This is a genomic window from Lysobacter oryzae DSM 21044, from assembly GCF_059568595.1.
The window spans coordinates 397,204-415,219 of sequence record NZ_JCANTQ010000011.1; the positions used below are offsets into that span (position 1 = coordinate 397,204).

At 63.3% G+C, this 18,016-nt stretch carries 11 protein-coding genes and 2 tRNA genes; 1 reads left to right on the forward strand and 12 read right to left on the reverse strand.

The annotated features are described in order from the left end of the window. Positions 1–2: 2 nt before the first annotated feature. From BP05_RS10210 to uvrB, 7 genes are all read right to left on the reverse strand, one after another. On the reverse strand, positions 3–4,343 hold the full coding sequence (locus tag BP05_RS10210) for an Eco57I restriction-modification methylase domain-containing protein (RefSeq protein ID WP_496363016.1): 4,341 nt from the start codon (positions 4,341–4,343) through the stop codon (positions 3–5). Further along, positions 4,340–7,468 (reverse strand): DISARM system SNF2-like helicase DrmD, encoded by a 3,129-nt coding sequence (gene drmD, locus BP05_RS10215; protein WP_496363018.1) that lies wholly within the window; start codon positions 7,466–7,468, stop codon positions 4,340–4,342. Before drmD ends, BP05_RS10210 begins: the two co-directional genes overlap by 4 nt. Before the next feature lie 19 nt (positions 7,469–7,487). Continuing rightward, positions 7,488–7,946, reverse strand: coding sequence for a very short patch repair endonuclease (locus tag BP05_RS10220; protein ID WP_496363020.1), 459 nt, complete (start codon positions 7,944–7,946; stop codon positions 7,488–7,490). A gap of 22 nt (positions 7,947–7,968) precedes the next feature. Next, positions 7,969–9,012 (reverse strand): DNA cytosine methyltransferase, encoded by a 1,044-nt coding sequence (locus tag BP05_RS10225; protein WP_496363022.1) that lies wholly within the window; start codon positions 9,010–9,012, stop codon positions 7,969–7,971. Between the two features lie 46 nt (positions 9,013–9,058). Further along, positions 9,059–9,247 carry a type II toxin-antitoxin system MqsA family antitoxin gene (locus BP05_RS10230; RefSeq protein ID WP_496363162.1) on the reverse strand — a complete coding sequence of 63 codons (189 nt, stop codon included), beginning with the start codon at positions 9,245–9,247 and terminating at the stop codon, positions 9,059–9,061. A gap of 323 nt (positions 9,248–9,570) precedes the next feature. After that, positions 9,571–9,645: transfer RNA gene (locus BP05_RS10235), tRNA-Val, on the reverse strand. Between the two features lie 117 nt (positions 9,646–9,762). After that, the gene (gene uvrB, locus BP05_RS10240) at positions 9,763–11,793 is read right to left on the reverse strand and encodes an excinuclease ABC subunit UvrB (RefSeq protein WP_496363024.1); all 2,031 of its coding nucleotides are present in this window, start codon (positions 11,791–11,793) and stop codon (positions 9,763–9,765) included. 153 nt (positions 11,794–11,946) lie between these two features. Here uvrB and BP05_RS10245 point away from each other — a divergent pair, with 153 nt between their 5' ends. Then, positions 11,947–12,492, forward strand: a complete 546-nt coding sequence (locus BP05_RS10245; protein WP_496363026.1) for a GspH/FimT family protein — start codon at positions 11,947–11,949, stop codon at positions 12,490–12,492. Between the two features lie 52 nt (positions 12,493–12,544). On the opposite strand, the gene BP05_RS10250 is transcribed toward BP05_RS10245, so the two are convergent. The 5 genes from BP05_RS10250 to BP05_RS10270 all read right to left on the reverse strand — a co-directional run bounded on the left by BP05_RS10250 (position 12,545) and on the right by BP05_RS10270 (position 18,011). Beyond that, positions 12,545–12,621, reverse strand: a tRNA-Asn gene (locus BP05_RS10250). A 43-nt stretch (positions 12,622–12,664) separates the two neighbouring features. Beyond that, positions 12,665–15,061: a type IV pilus modification PilV family protein gene (locus BP05_RS10255; RefSeq protein WP_496363028.1), complete on the reverse strand. Its 2,397-nt coding sequence runs from the start codon at positions 15,059–15,061 to the stop codon at positions 12,665–12,667. 15 nt (positions 15,062–15,076) lie between these two features. Then, positions 15,077–16,762: a hypothetical protein gene (locus BP05_RS10260; protein WP_496363030.1), complete on the reverse strand. Its 1,686-nt coding sequence runs from the start codon at positions 16,760–16,762 to the stop codon at positions 15,077–15,079. An 8-nt stretch (positions 16,763–16,770) separates the two neighbouring features. Further along, positions 16,771–17,367 carry a PilW family protein gene (locus BP05_RS10265; RefSeq protein WP_496363032.1) on the reverse strand — a complete coding sequence of 199 codons (597 nt, stop codon included), beginning with the start codon at positions 17,365–17,367 and terminating at the stop codon, positions 16,771–16,773. Continuing rightward, positions 17,361–18,011, reverse strand: coding sequence for a GspH/FimT family pseudopilin (locus tag BP05_RS10270; RefSeq protein ID WP_496363164.1), 651 nt, complete (start codon positions 18,009–18,011; stop codon positions 17,361–17,363). Before BP05_RS10270 ends, BP05_RS10265 begins: the two co-directional genes overlap by 7 nt. Between the last annotated feature and the right edge of the window lie 5 nt (positions 18,012–18,016).

Sequence of the window (18,016 nt, forward strand, 5' to 3'; positions counted from 1 at the left end):
CGCTATTCGATCAATCGGTATCGAGTTCCACGCCGCTCGCCCTGGCGTTCGACCTTGCCACCCGCGATCAGGTCGGCGATCGCGGCGTTCCACTGGCCGTCCGTGATGCCGGTTGCGGCAAGGACGTCGGACTTAGCGTGCCAGCCGGGACCGGCGCTCAGATATTTGAGGATGGCGTGGGCTGGCCCTGATCGGTAGTCGGCGCGGGGCTCGGCGACTTTGAGATACTGCCCCTCGTTGGCAGAGGTGGCGTTGAAGTCGAGCGGGGGTTCACCGCTGGCGGTGCGACTGGCACGCGAGGCACGTGTCGAAGTGCGTGGCGTGGCGCTGCCGTGCAGACCTTGCGCATCTTCTTCCTCGTATCGCTGACGGTTCAACGCCGAAAGCCGCCGCAGCACTTCGACGCGCGCCGTCTCCGAGATGGTGAAGCGAACGCAGTCGTTCTCCGACAGGTACGGTACTTCGTGGAAGTCATGACCGAGTTCGAGGTCGTCCCAGCCGTAGGCGCGCGCAAGAGCGAGGTCGACTTCTCGGTGAAGCTCGCGCAGCCTCACAAGGTCAAGTGCTTGATCGTTGGCGGCGTGGAAACGGTTATAGATATCAGTCAAACCGACTCCCAGCGCTCGCGAGCACTGCCGTCGCTCAGCCTCGTAACTTTTCCCCACCTCTTCAAGGCTCGTATCTGCGAGATTGCACAGAGGCAGTGTCTCGAAGGCATCGCTCGGAGAGTAGTTGAGCCTCGTTTCTAGAGACGACGAGTTCTTGCGTGCCCATGCGTCATTGATCGATGAAGCAAGAAGGGCGAAGGCGGACATCGACTCTGTGGCGAAAATGGCAAGCCTGTGCGCATAAATCCACTGCGTATCGACTGTAGCGAAGGCGAGGTACTTCGACACCAGAGAGCACGCGAGTACCTTCCGCTGATGGTGGTGCGGATTCCAGTCCACCGGGTGACGCTCGAAATTGTGCCCACGACCGATGGCGTGGTATAGCGCCGGTGTCTTTTCGGCGAAATGCCACCATCGTTCACGGCGCTCTTTTCGCTTGTTCTTGCTTCGCTCTGGCTTAACGCGCTCCTCAACCCGTTCAAAGGGCAATCGATAGCTCCGTGCTCGTTCCTCGGGCCAATCCCAGAAGTTGATCACCCAACGGGTCGGCTTCTGCCCTGGATCTGAATTGAGGTCATCACCGTTGATGTACGGAAAGATCACTTCCGCGTTTCTTGTATCGGCATCCAGCATTTGACGCGCCTCATCTGGCGACAGCACAAAGCCCATGCCCAGCACGATCGATCCTTGGTACGCGATGCCTTCGTTGGCTTTCAGCCGCTTCGGACTCCATTCCTCACGATCGGACAGGAAGGCCGAGATGAAGGGAGCTGGCCGCCCGAGCAGCGACCGCTCGCCCCGCCACTCACCCTTGTGGACATGTACCCGACTGGTGACGACCGCCGCCTTTCCGGGCCAGGGTTCGTTCGGGTAGGCGGCATGGATGACGGCGCCTGCGCCGACCATCGCTTCCAGCCCGACCTGCCGCGTGTCGCCCTCGGCGATGGTGTTGACCGCGAGAAGCCCGAAGCCGCCACCTTCGCGCAGCAGGCTCCAACCCCGCAGGAAGAAATAGGCGACCAGATCCGCCGAACCGCGCCGCCCTTCGGCGATGTGCGAGACCAACCAGTCGCGGAAAGCCGTACCCGCGACGCCGGTGATGCGTTGCCCGCCCAGAAAGGGCGGATTGCCAACCATGCCGTCGAAGCCAGCGCGCTCCCGCGCGAACACCTCAGGAAACTCCAGTGGCCAATGGAAAGGCCGACGGGCTGGCTTGTCGCCTGGCAAATCGGTCGAGAGCGCGGCGATCGCTCTCCGGTGCATTGAGGCGAGCAGGTCTCGGTCGCCGTCGATGGCCTGGCCGGCTTGGATGGTCAACGAGGCCAGCGTGTTCTCCAGCCCCGCGCCATTGCCGCCCGATGCGAACACCTCCCCGATGAAGGCGTCGGCGATGCTTTCCGGCACTTCGAGCCTGCGGCGCGCGTCAGAGTCCAGATGCGCCATCGCTTCCACGTCGCGGATGTCGCGGATGGGCATCTCGCGCAGGCGTGAGCGTAGCTCGATGGCTTCGCGCACGGCCTGCTCGACGTTCTGGCCGAACAGGCGTAGCTGGCCTTGACCCGTGGGGTTCATCGAAAGCTGGGTGAGCTGATCCAGCCGATGGATGCCGAGCAGGCTGTCGCCGCAGCGTAGGTTGTGGTCGAGGAAGCCAAAGGGACGGCCCTTGGCCAGCGTCACCAGCCAGATGGAGAGCTTGGCCAGTTCGACCGCCAGCGGGTTCAGATCGACGCCGTAGAGGCAGCGTTCGGCGATGAGGCGGCGGGCGACGATGGTGCGCGCCTCGGTGTCGCGCGGCAGCGCCTCGACGTTGGCGTCGGCATCCGCCACTCGCCCATCGACGCCGACGGTGTGACCCCGGGCCTCGGCCTGCGCCCATGCTTCCACCAGCCGGTCGGCGAGCCACCGGCAGGCTTGCACGAGGAATGCGCCCGAACCCATCGCCGGGTCGCAGACCTTCAGGTCGAGCACTTCGGCGGGCGATTTCAGCGCCCAGTCCGCACGCGGCGTGCCCTGTGCCGGGCCGACGTAGGCGATGGGCGTGAGCGTCTCGGCGACGATGGTCTCGGTGAGCGACTTCGGCGTGTAGTGGGTGCCGGTCTCGCGGCGGTCGGAGCCGGTGGTGACGATGAAGGCTCCGGCGGGATAGATCAGCGGGTAACCCCAAGGATCGGTGCGCACCAAGTGGGCGAAGGGTTTGATGCGGTCGCGTAGCGCCGTGTCTCCTTGGCAGGCTGTCAGCACGCGATCGGCGAGTGCATCGTCCACGGGACGGGCCAGATCGTTGCGCACGCGACTGGCGGAACTGCCGGAACGCTCCTGAAGCAGTGCGGCCAAGCGAGCGACACCGCCTAGCCGGGCGGATTCGAGTTCGGCTAGGGTGACCCAAGGCGACTGGGCGCTCTTCGTGGCATCGAGTTCCAGCGTGAACTCGGCGGTGCGCTTGACAGTGCGCTCCAGCAGACCTTCATAGACGTAGCCGATCTGCTCGACGTCTAGCGCCCGATACGACAGCGTGCGCCCTTGGAATTGCTGGATGGCTTCGAGCAGCAACAAGACGGTGCGGTTGTCGATCGGCAGCGGCTCGGCGACGTCGGTACGCCAATCGGAACCACGGGCGCGGCCTTCGAGGAAAGGGAAGCGATCCGGATCGAACAGAGAGCCGCCCAGCGCGGGCAGGCGCAGGTTTTCGTGTTCGATGCCACCGTACACGGCGCGGAAGACGGCCAGCAGGCGCGACCACGCATCCCAGCGGCGCTCCAGAATCTCGTCGGATTCGGCGCGCAATTGCATGCGCATCGTCGAGAGCGCGTAATTGGCCTCGTAGCGTTCGTCGCCCAAGAGCAGCAGACCGCGCTCTTCGGCGGAAAGCAAGAAGACCAGCCGCATCATCACCGTCAACGCGGCTTCGTAGAGTTCGGATTCCTTCACGTCGCGCAGCAGCTCGCGGTCGCGGTCCTGATCGGCCTTGTCGAGCGATTGGATGAGCACTTCGACCGCGCGCCGCACCTGCTCGCCTAGGGCGTCGGTCACTTCGTCCTGGAACTTCAGCGAGCGATCGAACAGCACGGGTAGTCGCTCCGACTCATCGACGAAGAAGCGCCGCATTCCCAAGAGGTGGACGAAAGCTTGGAGGGTGATGGGCTCCTGCGCCCAGATCCGCGCATACCAACTGGCGAAGGTAGTGACCGCGCCCACTGGCGCATCGACCAGCATCCAGCGTTCGCCGTTGGTCACCAGCCCGAGACGGCACCCCGTAGCGCGGCAGAGCGTCACCATGCGTTCCGCCGGTGTGCTGGCCCAACCGTCCAGCTTCTGGGTGGCATCGAGATCAACGTCCGGCCCGTAGGCGTGGACGAGCATCAGTGGCTGGTCGCCGTTGCAGACGACGGCGAAGTCCGGCGACAGGCTCACACCGTGTTCGGGCAGAGCGACGTTCAGGTGGGCGGCGCACCAGTCATTGCGCTTGAGCACGTCGCCCCGACCATCCTCGTCGAGTTCCAGCCCGCGCGACAAGACCTCGTCGATCCACGCCGCGTGCAGATCGGCGAAGCGGGGATCGTCGGTTTCCAACGCCTCACGCCATTCGTCGTAGGCTTGGCGCAGCCGTTTGCGCTTGGTTGCATCAAGTTCTTCCAGCCCCTGGGGAAAGGCTTCCTTCAGGACGGGAACGGCGAGGAACGGGCCGGAAATCTCGATGAGCGAGAGCCAGTCGTGGTGGACATCGCGGATGCTCATACGGAGCCTCCGGCGGATTCGGGAATGACGAAGATCAAGGCGACCGGAAAGGTGCGGTCGTCGAGCTTGGCGTAGCGGGCTTCGATGGCCTGCGTTTCCATTCGGCGTTCGTCTGGGATGCGCGCTAGGCGAGCCTCCAGCGCGGCGGAGTCACGCCTGACCTGCTCTCGTTCGTTTTCGAAGAAGTCCCTCTGTTCCGGCTCCTTGTCTCGGCTCAACTCCGCCGAAATTGCCCGTTCGAGTTCGTCGAGCACGGTGCCTATGTCGTCGATTTCCTGTTGCTTGCGGGTCTGGAGGGTGCCGGTCAGGAAGCGGAGACGTTCCTTCGAACGGGCATCGACGGTTTTCAGGATGGCTTCCTGCTGGCGGTCGAAGCGGGTGCGAAGTGCATCGAATAAGGAGGGGGCTGCGGTGATGGGCTTCGCCTCATCCAGCCATTGCTGGATGCGGGTGACGCCTTCCTCGCGGCGGAAGGATTGGTCGCGGAGGTAGCCGCCCGACACCGTGAGTTCCTCGTGCAGCCGATGGTGGTTGCCGCCGGTTACGACCAGCCGCGAGACGACGATCACGGCAGGGCCGTCGATGTGTCCGTCAGGGACCGTGCGGACGGCGACACGATGCAATTTCTTCACGTCGTCCTGCGCCCAGATCTCTGCACGCAGCAGCCGCAGACACATCTGCACCAAGCGATGGTTCAAATGGACAAGCACGACGTCGTCACGGCCACTGGCAACGGCGTGGTCGAAGGTGATGGGTCGTATCCGCTGAGTGTGTGGGTGGCGCAGCCCCTCCAGACAGCGCGCCCAGGACCCGGACAGCGCGGGCATCCGGAAGACGCTGCCCGAGGGTACGCCCGCCAGTGCGACGGGTTCCAGCGGCGGACGGCCCGCCAGCGCGAGACCGGTCTTTACAGCCATCAGGACGTGGTCGGGCGTGAGATGGAAGTCCTCCTGGGTGGAGAGCAGTCGCTCGTGCAGCTTGGCGACGCGCTCCTTCAACTCGCGTTCGGCACGGACAAAGTTCTTGGCTCGGGCAATCCGAGCTTCGGCGAGGCGGGTGTCCAAGTCCCTCAGCGAGCCTTCGATGAGGCCGGACATCTGCGGCGCGATCACCGGGTTGACGCTTCCCATGTCGGCGCGCATCGAGTCCAGCTTCCGCAAGGCGCGCAGGATGTCCTCGCCGTGGCCGCCAACCGATGCATCGTTGGTGTCGCCGCCATCGACCGGATGCCAGATCAGCACTTCCTTCTCGCGTTGGCCGTGGCGGTCGATGCGACCGTTGCGCTGCTCCATCACGTTGGGGTTGTAGGGGATCTCCAAGTGGATGAGCAAATTGCAGTGGTTCTGCAAGTCGATGCCCTCGGACGCAGCGTCCGTGGCGAGCAGGATGCGTACCGGTGAATCTTGTGGTGATGCCTGGAACGCCGCCTTGATCGGTTCCCGCTCTTCTTGAGAGAGTCCGCCATGGAGCTGGGCTAGGCGTTCACCGCCGAAATCGTGGCTGGCGAGGATTTGATGTATCCACTGGTGCGTAGTGCGGTACTCGGTGAACAGGATCACCCGGCGGTCGCTCCACTGGCCGCCCGGCTTGAGGTTGGCCGTGAGCCAGTCGAGGATGGCCTTGGCCTTGGAGTCGGCCTGATTTCGGGCGCGCTGTGCCCATGCCCTCAAATCGTCCAGCATCGCGCGCTGCTCTGGCGTCAGCGGCGGCGCACGGCGTGTCGCTTCCTCAATGGCTTCGGCTTGGGCGTTCTCGACTTCACGATCGTCGGCGTAGTCCTCGTCGACCTTCAGGATGGCCTTGCGTAGGATGCGTTCGGTCATGGCATCCGGCTTCGAGACGGGAGCCGCGCCCGACATTGAAGCGGCGTGCTTTTCGAGTGTGGACGCGAACGCGGCAGGCGACGAGAGCAGACGCTTCTTGAGGAGCCGATTGACGAAAGCCGTTCCGAAGCCGGTGCCGGTCCTCTCGGCGTCCTTCTCACGGCTGGCGCAGTAGTCGTTCAGCTTGCGATGTATCTCGCGTTCTTCCGCAGAGTACGGAACCGTTAGTGCATGCAAGGTGCGCCGGGCATACAGCGGATTACCCTGTGCGTCGACCAGATCGCTCTTCAGGCGACGAATCATCACCTGGCTCAACCGCTTCTCGTCGGGGATAATGTTGCGGGCGAAGCGTTGGTCGTCGAGCAATTCCAACAGCGAAGTGAACGATTCGGTGTAGCCGTTGTGGGGCGTTGCGGTCAGGAACAGGCGATGCTGGAAGTGTGGGCCGATGGCGCGGACAAAACGCGTGCGCTGGCTTTCCAGTGCGTAGTGCGCGCCTGCAGAGGGAGCGACGTTGTGTGCTTCGTCCACGACCAGCAGATCGAACTTGCGGGGATGGCCGACGTGCGGAGGAATGACGTCGCGCATCGCGCGTAAGCCTTCGCCGCCCTTGGCCCAATCCATCGACGTGATGAGGCGCGGATGGGACGTCCAGGGGTTGGCGTGGATCCCTCGCTCTCGCCGCAGCTGCTTGATGAAGTCGGTGTCCACCACGCGAAAATCGAGGCCGAACTTCTCCAGCATCTCGACGCGCCATTTTTCTTGAAGCGACGCGGGGCAAACGATCAGGACGGTGCGTGCGCGATGCCGCAGCAGTAACTCCTGAATGACCAAACCAGCTTCGATGGTCTTGCCAAGGCCAACGTCATCGGCAATGAGCAAATTGACGCGAGCCATGTCGATGGCTCGCACCAGTGGATCGAGTTGGAAGTCCTCGATGCTGACGCCGCTGCGGAACGGAGCCTGGAGGAACCCGCGATCGGCGTTGGTGGCTGCGCCCCACCGCACGGCGTCGAGGAAGGCGTCGAGCATCCCCGAATCATCCTGCCCCGTGACCGAAGGCAGACCCGCGCGCTCGATGACCTGAGCGCCCGGCTCGATCTCCCAGACGACTTCCAGTTCCTCGCCGAGACCGTCCTCGTCGATCGACGAGAGCGTCACGCAATGTTGGGGGGTTCCGGTTTCCAGTCCAGCGGCATCTACGTCGGCCACCACCCACTGACGACGACGCACCTCGACGAGCTGCCCTGGTTCGGGGCGAGCGCGATATGCCTGAGGTTGCCGTTCGTTCTGGGTGGGCATGTGGTGGCGATCTTCCTTTTCAGTTCTTCTTGTTTGCGCCGGGCGACGAAGCGGGATGCTTCGTATCGGCCTTGGCGACCATGTGCGCGACGGTTCTGGCAGCCTCGGTCGGTGACTCGTGCGACCAGAACCGGAGCACCGTCCAGCCCATCGATCGCAAACGGTCGTTTGTGTCCGCGTCCCGCCGCCGATTCGCTTCGATCTTCTCTCGCCAGAACTCCGCGTTCCGCTTAGGCCAGGTGGCATGCTCGGGACAACCATGCCAGAAGCAGCCGTCGACGAAGATGGCGATCTTTCGACCGGGGAACGCCACGTCCGCGACACGGCGGGGCTTCCTCAGAACCTCGTAGTCGATCCTGTAGCGCAGCCCGATGCGATGCATCTCTTGCCGCAATGCCACCTCCGCATCCGTCCCTTTCTGCCGAACTTTCGCCATGCGGCGACTAGCGTCGGATGACGAAGGCACGAGTCGGGGCATCGGGCGCTCCCCCATCAGTCCATCACCGGGCCGCAACCGACGCTAGGTGATGGGTGATGCTGCGGGCGATGGCGCGGCCAAGGTCGACGGGAACCGCGTTGCCGATGAGCCGTCCGAGTACCTTGAAACTCACTTCGCCACCTGACGGGATGAATGCGTAGTCGCGCGGAAAGCTCTGCAGGATCGCGGCTTCCCGCAGGGAGATAGCCCGGTCCTGTTCGGGGTGACCGAAACGCCCGTTTCCGAACCCATAGCACTGGGTCGTCATCGTCGGCGCAGGCTTGTCCCATTCCATGCGCCCATAGACGCCTGGATATGTGCGTCCGCTTTCCGCGCGGTGACAATCGGCAATCAAATGCTTGGGCCAATCACGCCACGTGCCACCGGGCTTGGAGACCTTAATCCGTTTGAGATTCGTTTCGGACAGCGTCGAGGTAACGTGCAGTTTGTCTCTGGGCGCGGACTCACCGGCGCTGAGAGGGCGCAAGCGACCGATGGCCTGTTTCACGGTTTTAGGCTTCTCGTGGGTCGGTGCGACCATCTCAATGTCGCCATGCTTGGAAGCGAGCAACACCATCCGCCGCCGCATCTGCGGGACGCCATAACGAGAGCTGTCGACAACATCGAACCAAACCCTGTACCCGAGCCGCTTCAGCGTATCCACGAAGTCGTGGAAAACCTCGTGTTTGGCAACGCTCGGCACGTTTTCCATCGTGATGACGTCCGGCGTGGAGCCTTTGGCGAGACGCGCGAACTGATAGAGCAGGCCCCACTTGCCATCCTCCCCGTCCAGCTCATAGCGCTGTGCGTAGGTCGAGAAGGGCTGGCACGGGGCGCAGCCCGCGAGGATCGTTAGATCGGCATCGTCAAATAGCGCTTTCAGTTCAGCCGTGGTGACCTTGCTGATGTCACGTTCGACGAATCGGGCCTGATTGTTAGCCTCGTATGGAAAACGGCACGCGGGGTCTAGATCAATGCCCGCGACAACAGGCAGCCCCTCCAACATGAAGCCATGGGTCAAGCCGCCTGCTCCGCAGAACAGGTCGACACAAGAAATTTTGGTCAAGTTTGTTCTCCCCAAATTGTCTCGGCCGTCGTATGAGGCGATCGAATCAAGCCGCAACCGAGCCTTCGAAACATCCCCGAATACTACTAGTAGATCTCATCGAGCGGTTCGGGGTGACAGCCAATATGCGCAGCAACTTCACCTGTGCCAGCGGCGGCTTGGTCTTACCGTTCTCGTAGCGGGAGAAGGCGTTGATCCCACCGCCGAAGAGTTCCGCAGCCTCCCGTTGATCCAGGTTGAGCTTCCTACGTACACGACGATGTAGCCTGGATCGACGGAGGCGGAATTGACCTGACGCTGGAACCGGCTGATCAGTTCGCTGAAGCGGTCGCCGTGCTCTCGGCTAGGACAAACTCCCTGCAGGCCGGGCATAAGTCACCGGTCACGGCCGGAGCAGCCACGCCTTGGCGTCAGCCTTGATCCCCACGGAGTCATTGGCGGGAAGGATGCAGCCGGAAAAAACAAAAAGGGCCCCTTTCGCAAGGAGCCCTCTTGTCGTACTTTTGTCGTACTACTCCCGGACGGACCGGGATTTCCAACCTAACCCATTGATTAAATTGGTGGGCGGTACAGGGTTCGAACCTGTGACCCCTACCATGTCAAGGTAGTGCTCTACCGCTGAGCTAACCGCCCATTGCAGCGCTGGAACCCTGCTGCAAGGGGCGCGCAGTGTAGCCCGGCAGCTCCCTCCGCGGCAAGACTTTTTGCCTCCTTCCGGCTGCTGGCGGACAACTCTGCTCCCGCCTGGGATCAGGCCGCGAACCCGGCCTCCCGCAGCCGCCGCAACTGGTCGCGCACGGCGGCGGCCTCCTCGAACTCCAGGTCGCGGGCGTGCTTGTACATCTTCTGCTCCAGCGCCTTGATCCGGGCTGCGAACTGGGAGGGGCTGAGGGCCGCGTATTCGGCGGCTTCGTCCGCGACCTTGCGCGCCCGCCCCTTCGCCTTGAGGGCGTCCGGATCGACCCGCGCACCTTCCATGATGTCGACGATGGGCTTGGCGACCGAGCGCGGAGTGATGCCGTGTTCCGCGTTGAATTCGACTTGCCGGTGGCGGCGGCGGTCGGTTTCGTCGATCGCGGCCTGCATCGATTTCGTGACCCGGTCGGCGTAAAGGATCGCCTTGCCGCGCAGGTTGCGCGCGGCGCGGCCGATGGTCTGGATCAGCGAGCCGGTCGAGCGCAGGAAGCCTTCCTTGTCGGCATCGAGGATCGCCACCAGCGAAACCTCCGGCATGTCCAGGCCCTCGCGCAGCAGGTTGATGCCCACGAGGACATCGAACACGCCCTTGCGCAGGTCGCGGATGATCTCGACGCGTTCCACGGTATCCACGTCGGAATGCAGGTAGCGAACCCGGATGCCGTGCTCGCCCAGGTATTCGGTCAGGTTCTCGGCCATGCGCTTGGTCAGGGTGGTGATCAGCACGCGGTCGCCCATCGCGACGCGGGCGTTGATCTCGCCCAGCACGTCGTCGACCTGGGTGCCGACCGGGCGGATCTCGACTTCGGGATCGACCAGGCCGGTGGGGCGCACGACCAGCTCCGTCACCTGCCCTTCGGAATGCCGCAGCTCGTACGGGCCCGGCGTCGCCGACACGAAGATCGCGCGCGGCGAGCGCCCCTCCCATTCCTCGAACTTCAGCGGCCGGTTGTCCAGCGCCGACGGCAGGCGGAAGCCGAATTCCACGAGCGTCTCCTTGCGCGAGCGGTCGCCCTTGTACATGGCGCCGACCTGCGGGACGGTGACGTGGGATTCGTCCACCACCAGCAATGCGTCGGGCGGCAGGTAGTCGAACAGGCACGGCGGCGGCTCGCCGGGCATGTGCCCGGTGAGGTGGCGGCTGTAGTTCTCGATGCCGTTGCAGTAGCCCACTTCGGCCAGCATCTCCAGGTCGAACTGGGTGCGCTGGGCCAGGCGCTGGGCTTCCACCAGCTTGTTCTGGGCATACAGCTGCTCGAGGCGCTCCCGCAGTTCCTCCTTGATCGCGGTGATCGCGTCCAGGACGGTGCGGCGCGAGGTGACGTAGTGCGACCCGGGATAGATCGTGTAACGCGGCAGCTTGCGCAGCGTTTCCCCGGTCAGCGGGTCGAACATGGTGAGGTTCTCGATCTCGCCGTCGAACAGCTCGATGCGCAGCGCCTCTGAGTCGCTTTCGGCCGGATGCACGTCGATCACCTCGCCGCGGACGCGGTAGGTGGCGCGGCGCAGTTCGGTGTCGTTGCGGGTGTACTGCATCTCGGTGAGCCGCCGGATCAGCTCCCGCTGCTCGATGCGCTCGCCGCGCACCATGTGCAGGACCATCTTGAAGTATTCGTTGGGGTCGCCCAGTCCGTAGATCGCCGAAACCGTGCAGACGATGATCGCGTCCTTGCGTTCCAGCAGTGCCTTGGTCGCGGACAGGCGCATCTGCTCGATGTGTTCGTTCACCGAGCTGTCCTTTTCGATGTAGGTATCGGAGGACGGGACGTAGGCTTCCGGCTGGTAGTAGTCGTAATAGCTGACGAAATACTCGACCGCGTTGTGCGGGAAGAACGCCCGGAATTCCCCGTACAGCTGCGCCGCCAGCGTCTTGTTCGGCGCCATCACGATCGTCGGCTTCTGCACCCGCTGGATGACGTTGGCGATGGTGTAGGTCTTGCCGGAGCCGGTCACCCCCAGCAGGGTCTGGTGTGCCAGCCCGTCTTCGAACCCGGCCGCGAGTTTGTCGATCGCCTGCGGCTGGTCGCCGGCAGGCTGGTACGGGGCGACCAGCTGGAAGCCTGCGGGATGGATGAGTTCGTTCATGAGCCTGCGGGGGAGAAGGCAATCGTTGAGTTTAGCCAGTCCCGGTTATGAGGGCGGAAGCGGACTTTTCCTACCGGATCCGGGGCCGCGCACCGACTGCCGGTCGTGAACAGGTCAGCCAGCATGCCGGCATTCCGCGACCGGAGTACCCGAATGCCCCGCCCCACGAAAGGATTCACCCTGATCGAAGCGCTGGTGGCGATGGCAGTGGCAGCCGTCCTGCTCGCGATCGCCGTTCCCGCGTGGTCGCAAGCAAGGGCCGCCGCCAGTTCCGGCGCCGTCCGCTCGGACTTGGTGGCCAGCATCTTGGATGCCGTTCGGCACGCCGCCAATGCCGGCAGCGAGGTGGTGGTGTGCCCCGTATCGGTGCCCGGTCAATGCAGCGGCTCTGCCAATTGGGACCGCGGCTGGATGGTGTTCGCGGACATCAACCGCAATCGGATCGCCGACGCCTACGAAACGCGCGTATCGGAACATCGTCCCCTGCCAGACCAGGTGAAGCTGCGCACGACCGCGGGACGCACCGCACTGGTCTTCCAGCCCAACGGCGGAAACGCGGGATCCAACGTCACCTTCACCCTGTGCGACGCGCGGGGGATCGACAGCGCCGTTTCCCTGGTTCTGTCCAATGCAGGCAACCTGCGCACCGCCAAACCGACCGCCTCTGCCGCGTGGAATTGCGTGTACAGCCGCCAGTGAAGCGGTGCCAAAAAGCAGAAACCCGCCTTTCGGCGGGTTTCTGCTTTGAATCTGGCGCCCGAAGTTGGACTCGAACCAACGACCCCCTGATTAACAGTCAAGTGCTCTAACCGGCTGAGCTATTCGGGCGAGGCCGCATATGATGCCGCCCCGCCCGTTGGGCGTCAACCCGTCACTCCCAGCTCTTCACCCAGGTAATCGAGGCGAAGATGAAGCTTTGGCCCTGTTTCTTGGCGGTGCACGAACCAACCGTAGCCGGGATCTTGGCATCCTCTTGGAACGTGGCAATCACGAGCGCATCTTTAGGCAGCGGCGAGAAGTCCGCTTGAGTCTTTTCCGTCAGCTTACCATTGAGGGTCTCGGTAATCTTGGTGGCCGGGACGCCATTGGCGGTTGCGCTCACCACGGAGAAATTGCGGTAGAACGGGCGTTGCGCGCTGTCGGTGATCGTTTTGGTCGTCGCGTTGCCTTTGTCATCAACGTAACTGCAGGTAGCCGTGATGGTGACGGACTCGTCGCCAAGGATGCGGTAACCGGAGAAGATCGCGGAACCGTCAATGCCAAGCGACGGCACGTTCGCACATGCGTAGTCGTTGGGGTCGTTGTCGTTGTTGCTGGTGAGTGTTCCGCCGCACGAGCCGCCTCCCGCTGCGGTGGCCCAATCAACACTCGGATCGTTCGTAGTATTCTTGTCGCTCGTCTGCGGCAGGCTGACCAGGCGAACGGTGAACTTGTCCACACCCGAGCCTGATCCACTGGCGCTCACCCGGAACTGCTGGCGGTCGGGTATCTCGGAAGCGAGCAACTCGTCATCGGGGTCAACACCCTGCTGCAGCACGGCCACGCCCGAATTCGACTTCGATATCGTTGCGACCGCATGCGCCGTATCGGTGTTATTGGCGTTGCTCAACGCGTTGGTACGACCGCGATAAGGCTGGTTGATGTTGTAGGTGAGGGCACTGGCCGTCTCGACCTTCAGGATCGACGTGTCGTCCAGGTAGTCACTCCCCTTCAGCACTTGCGACTTCCAGTAGGCGAGTTCGGTCAGGTTGACCGTGGTGAACGGCACGTACGGCAGGATGCACTCGGTCTTGTTGCCGCCGGGGCAGTTGGCCGGAAGCAACGCGGTCTTTATGCGCTCTTTCGCCTTGTCTTCAAGGTAATCGACGTACAGTCCGCGCAAGTGGAGATAGCGTTCGTCGGTTTCGGTCTTGGTCGGCCGCTTGATACTCAGCTCTGCGGGGTCGTTGAGCTTGTACTTGTCGTAAAGCGCCGTAGGGCCGACGTAGGTCGAGGCCGTCTTCATCAACTCGGCGAGATAATCCTTCACGAAGCCGGTGATGCCCTTGCTCGGACTGCCGCCGTAGTTGTCAGCCGCGGTCGCATCGGGGACGCCTGTAGTCGCGGGGGCCGTCTTGCCAGAAGCCACACCGGTCGCAATCAGGCCGGTGTATCGGCTGTACATATCCGCCGCCGTCCGCCACAGACCGTCCACGCGGATCATGCGGCAGGATTCCTCGTAGGTTCCCTTCTTTGCCGCGTCCGCCAGCACGAGGCTGCCATTGCTGTCTCGGGCGTAGTGCGAATCCACTGCCTCGCCCTGCTGCAGCACGCGCTCGGGGTCGAACTTGGCTACGTCGGTGCGCGCCGTGTCGTGGTGGTCACGGCAGCATTCCGTGCACAGCGGACTCTGCTCGACGCCCGACGCCGGGCCCGAATTGATCGCCGAGCCCGGGGCTTGCAGTGTCGTGGACTCCGGCTTGTAAACGTCATAGCGCTCACCAGTCCAGACCGCCGGCCATTGCGCCTTTTGGTAGATGAGCGGCAGGTTGGTGCCACCGGCGCCGTACTGGCAGGTACAGGCGATCACGGTGGTTTCCACGCGGCGCTGGATCTGCGCGTTGCCGCCGGTTTCGTTGGTGTAAGTCAGGACGTCGAACTTGGTACCCGTGATCGACGAGTTGTTGCCTTGGGAAAGCAGCTCCGGCCGCGGGTTGGTGGCCGCGGTCGAGTCCGTCGCGCTGACCGCGATCGGAATCATGCCCGGCGTGGCAGGGTTGGTCGTGCGTACGATGGGCTGCTTGGCACTGTCACCCGAGAGGTCCTTGTCGACCAGTGTCGCGGATGCGTCGAGGGCGGTGGGACTCAGCACAGTGTTCATGGAGAGGCTACGGGTTTGCCCGCCGGCGTCGGTCCATTGCGCCTCCATTCGAACCGTCTTGTAGCGTGCGTTCGGGCCCAACACGACTTCGTTGACCGTGTGCTCGATGGAGAGCCCTCCCACCGCGCCTTCGGTCTCCGCTTGGCAGACGTCATTGCCACCGGCGCAAGTCAGCTTGGCCATGGTAGCCGCACCGCTATAGCCCCCTGCCCGCATCGCATCGAGGTGGCTGCTAACGAGCGCGGCCACGCGCGACCTGGCCTTGCTGTCGGCCGCGCTGCGCACGAGGTTGGCCTGAAGTGCCGCCAGTGCGAGGAGGCCCGTGGACAGGACCACGACCGCGATCATGACTTCGATCAGGGAGAAGCCACGGACGGCACGGATCAAACGATTGGCTTTGGTAACCATTTTCCTGCTCCGTGGTCAGTAGCTGACGCGGTCGTCCGTCCAGCCACCCGGGACACCCGAGAATTTCTGGTTGGATGGATCGTTGGCGAGGTTAACGAGGACGTCAGAGTTGTAGATGATCGCCGCCGTGCCGTTGGCCTTGTTGATCTGGCCCTGGACGACAACCGAACCGTACACCGCGGCACCGGCGTTCATGTCGAGAACGGCATTGCCGCCTGCCTGGACTTCGGCCGCCGACATCTTGAATCCCGCTGCCGGCGTAAGAGTTTGGCCGCCGGCCAGCGAACGCAGCAGGATCAGCCCGAATACGCGGCCCTGGATTTTTGTCGAGCCGTCCACTACCAAAAGCACCGGATGGCCTGGCGTACCGACTTGCTGATTCGAACCGATGTCACAAGTGGTCTGGCACCAGATCAGGCCAGAGGCGTTGGCGTTGAGGTAGGTGGCGGCAACGCCTTGCCCCGGCATGAGCAGGTTGGCCGCTGTCGTCTGCGCGGAGGGGATGACATGCGTAGCGTTCTTGAACAGGAACGCCTCATCGGCACCCATTGTCACCATGGCACCGGTGTTGGGGTTCTTGTACTGCGTCATCAGCTTGGTTTCGCAGAAGTAGTCCCCGTCCGTGTCCTGCCAGGACTTGACGCCGAAAACGAACTCGAACAGGTCGCAGGGGAAATCCTGCGGACGAACGTCCAGATTGACGCCGCTATTCCCGTCGATGTCGAGAATGTCGATGTCCTCGTCCTGGGCATTGCCGGACTTGTCGTAGGAGATCGTGTGCTCGGTGTCGCACTGGCAGTCGTCGCAAACGACGACGTTGTCTTCGATCGTCGGGGTAACGCTCCCCTTCGTGAAACGGGTGAATTCGTCGTAGTAACAGGTGTTCGGCGTACCAGTCTTGGTCATGTCCTTGCGGGTCCAGACCGATACCGGCACGCCGGCGCCTGCCGCATTGGGATTGGTCACGATATTCAGGCTACCGGTGACGTCCACGCTACCCGACGCGACCACCGGCGGCTTGCCCGGCGGATTGTTGAGGATGTTGTAGCTGCCCACCGTCTGCACCAGGGTGGATCGCGCGCCCTCATCTGGCAGGCTGCCCACGCTCACGAACGTGAGCACGCTGGTCGGCGACATTTTCGCCGGATCGCTCGTGCAGACCGTGGGGTCGGTGTCCTTTTCCTTGTAGGCGACACGGCACAGGACCGGGGCGGAGCCGTACCGGGTGGCGAATCCGCTGCCAGTCGTGGCGATCGCATGGTTGAACGGCAGCATCTTGGTTTCCCAGCCGCTTACAGCACCGTCGCCGTCGAAGTCGAAGCCGCCGCCATTCCAGTAATACATGGTGGAGCGACGAGTCACCGTCACGGTGATGGGATTGCCACCGGCATCCACCGTCTGCACCTGCGCGTTGGGCTGGATCGCCCCACAGGGAAGGGTCGTGTCGGCATCCGTGCAAGCCACCCACTTGGTCATGTCACTGACCGACGCGGCGTTCTGACGCAGGTATTCGATGCCTTCGGACAGGCCGGCTTCGGAGACCTCCGTGACCAGCTTGGACCTCAGGTCATTGCCGGAACTGCGCTGTTCGAAGAGGCCGACATTGAGGGCGAACAGCGTCATCACGCTGACAAGCAGCAGCAGCAGGACGACGACGAGCAGCACATTGCCGGTTTGCTGGGTTCGTTTGAACATGGCCATGTCCTTAATCAGGGACCGACGGCGGCCGAACGCGGCCAGATCGTCCGCTTCAGCGTGCGGGAGGGAGAGTTGGCACCTGACGTCAAGTGGCCGGTGAGGACGACATTGATTGAACCGTCGGCTGCGCTGGAGATGTTCACCGCGTCCAGTGCCAGGTCGTTGCTGTTCAACTTGCTGCCGGCACCGCAAGCGGGGGCCGCGGCGGTGTCGGTTGCCAGAAGCATCTGACCGTTGGCGAAGGTGAAAGTCCGGAACTTGCCCGTAGCCGCGGCTGGATCGCAGTCATACCCGATGCGCAGACACGTGGAGCTGGGCACCGGCACGATGTCACACGCCGACGCTGGTCCTGCCCCACCCGTGCCGACGTTTGCCAATGGATCCTTGACGCCGCGGGCGCGTCGGGTTTCCAGCGCAATGATGTCGGACAAGGAGCGGAGTTCCTGCGTAAGCCTGGTCGCGCGGATGGTTTCGCTGTTGGATTGGGAAATGGAAGCCACCAACGAAATGGCAGCGCCGGTCACGATCAGACCAAGCACCAGGCCGATCATCAGTTCGACGAGCGTCACACCTGATTGACGATTCATGAGGATCTGCCGTTTCAGCATGATTGGAACCCCGCCATCGCCGGCTCGCCCGAGGGCACGCAGAGCGTCGTCCTGCCGAGAGGGGAGACATCGAGCCGCAGTTTGAACTTCCCGTTGGGCGACGCGAGGGTGGTATTTGCGATCGTCCCCACCGGCGATGTGCCGCCCGTGGCCTTGCTGAACATCAAAGCGCCTGGGTTGGGGGAAAGCGTGACGCCGTTGACCTCGGAGGTCGTTACGACGAGCTGCCTGCCATCGGAGACTTTGCAGCTATTGGCTACGGTACAGTCGCACGGGGCCGCATTGCCGACCATTTCCCCAAGGGTCGTGGGGTCAGCGGCGGCATTGGCACCCATGCACCACGCTCCGGCACTGCCCTTGAAAACCACGGACACGTCACGGTTCCGCATGACGGCTTCGGCACGCGCACTCGCCAGGGTGTTCACGACTTTGTCGGCCGCGCCACGCAGCCGATAGCGCTGGAAGAAATCGGAGAACGAGGGCGATGCCAGCGCCAGCAGGATAGCCAGGACCGCAACTGTGACCATGAGCTCAATTAGCGTGAAGCCTCGCGACCTTTGCACGGCGCATCTCCCCTTTTCCATGGCGCATCCTAGACATGAATCGAGGCGCCGGGGGCATGGCACCGATGATCGGGCGGTCATCTGGG

Coding starts and splice junctions, on each gene's coding strand:
- BP05_RS10210 (WP_496363016.1), bottom strand. CDS start 4,343: ATGAGCATCCGCGATGTCCACCACGACTGGCTCTCGCTCATCGAGATT.
- drmD (WP_496363018.1), bottom strand. CDS start 7,468: ATGCCCACCCAGAACGAACGGCAACCTCAGGCATATCGCGCTCGCCCC.
- BP05_RS10220 (WP_496363020.1), bottom strand. CDS start 7,946: ATGCCCCGACTCGTGCCTTCGTCATCCGACGCTAGTCGCCGCATGGCG.
- uvrB (WP_496363024.1), bottom strand. CDS start 11,793: ATGAACGAACTCATCCATCCCGCAGGCTTCCAGCTGGTCGCCCCGTAC.
- BP05_RS10245 (WP_496363026.1), top strand. CDS start 11,947: ATGCCCCGCCCCACGAAAGGATTCACCCTGATCGAAGCGCTGGTGGCG.
- BP05_RS10255 (WP_496363028.1), bottom strand. CDS start 15,061: ATGGTTACCAAAGCCAATCGTTTGATCCGTGCCGTCCGTGGCTTCTCC.
- BP05_RS10260 (WP_496363030.1), bottom strand. CDS start 16,762: ATGGCCATGTTCAAACGAACCCAGCAAACCGGCAATGTGCTGCTCGTC.
- BP05_RS10265 (WP_496363032.1), bottom strand. CDS start 17,367: ATGCTGAAACGGCAGATCCTCATGAATCGTCAATCAGGTGTGACGCTC.
- BP05_RS10270 (WP_496363164.1), bottom strand. CDS start 18,011: ATGACCGCCCGATCATCGGTGCCATGCCCCCGGCGCCTCGATTCATGT.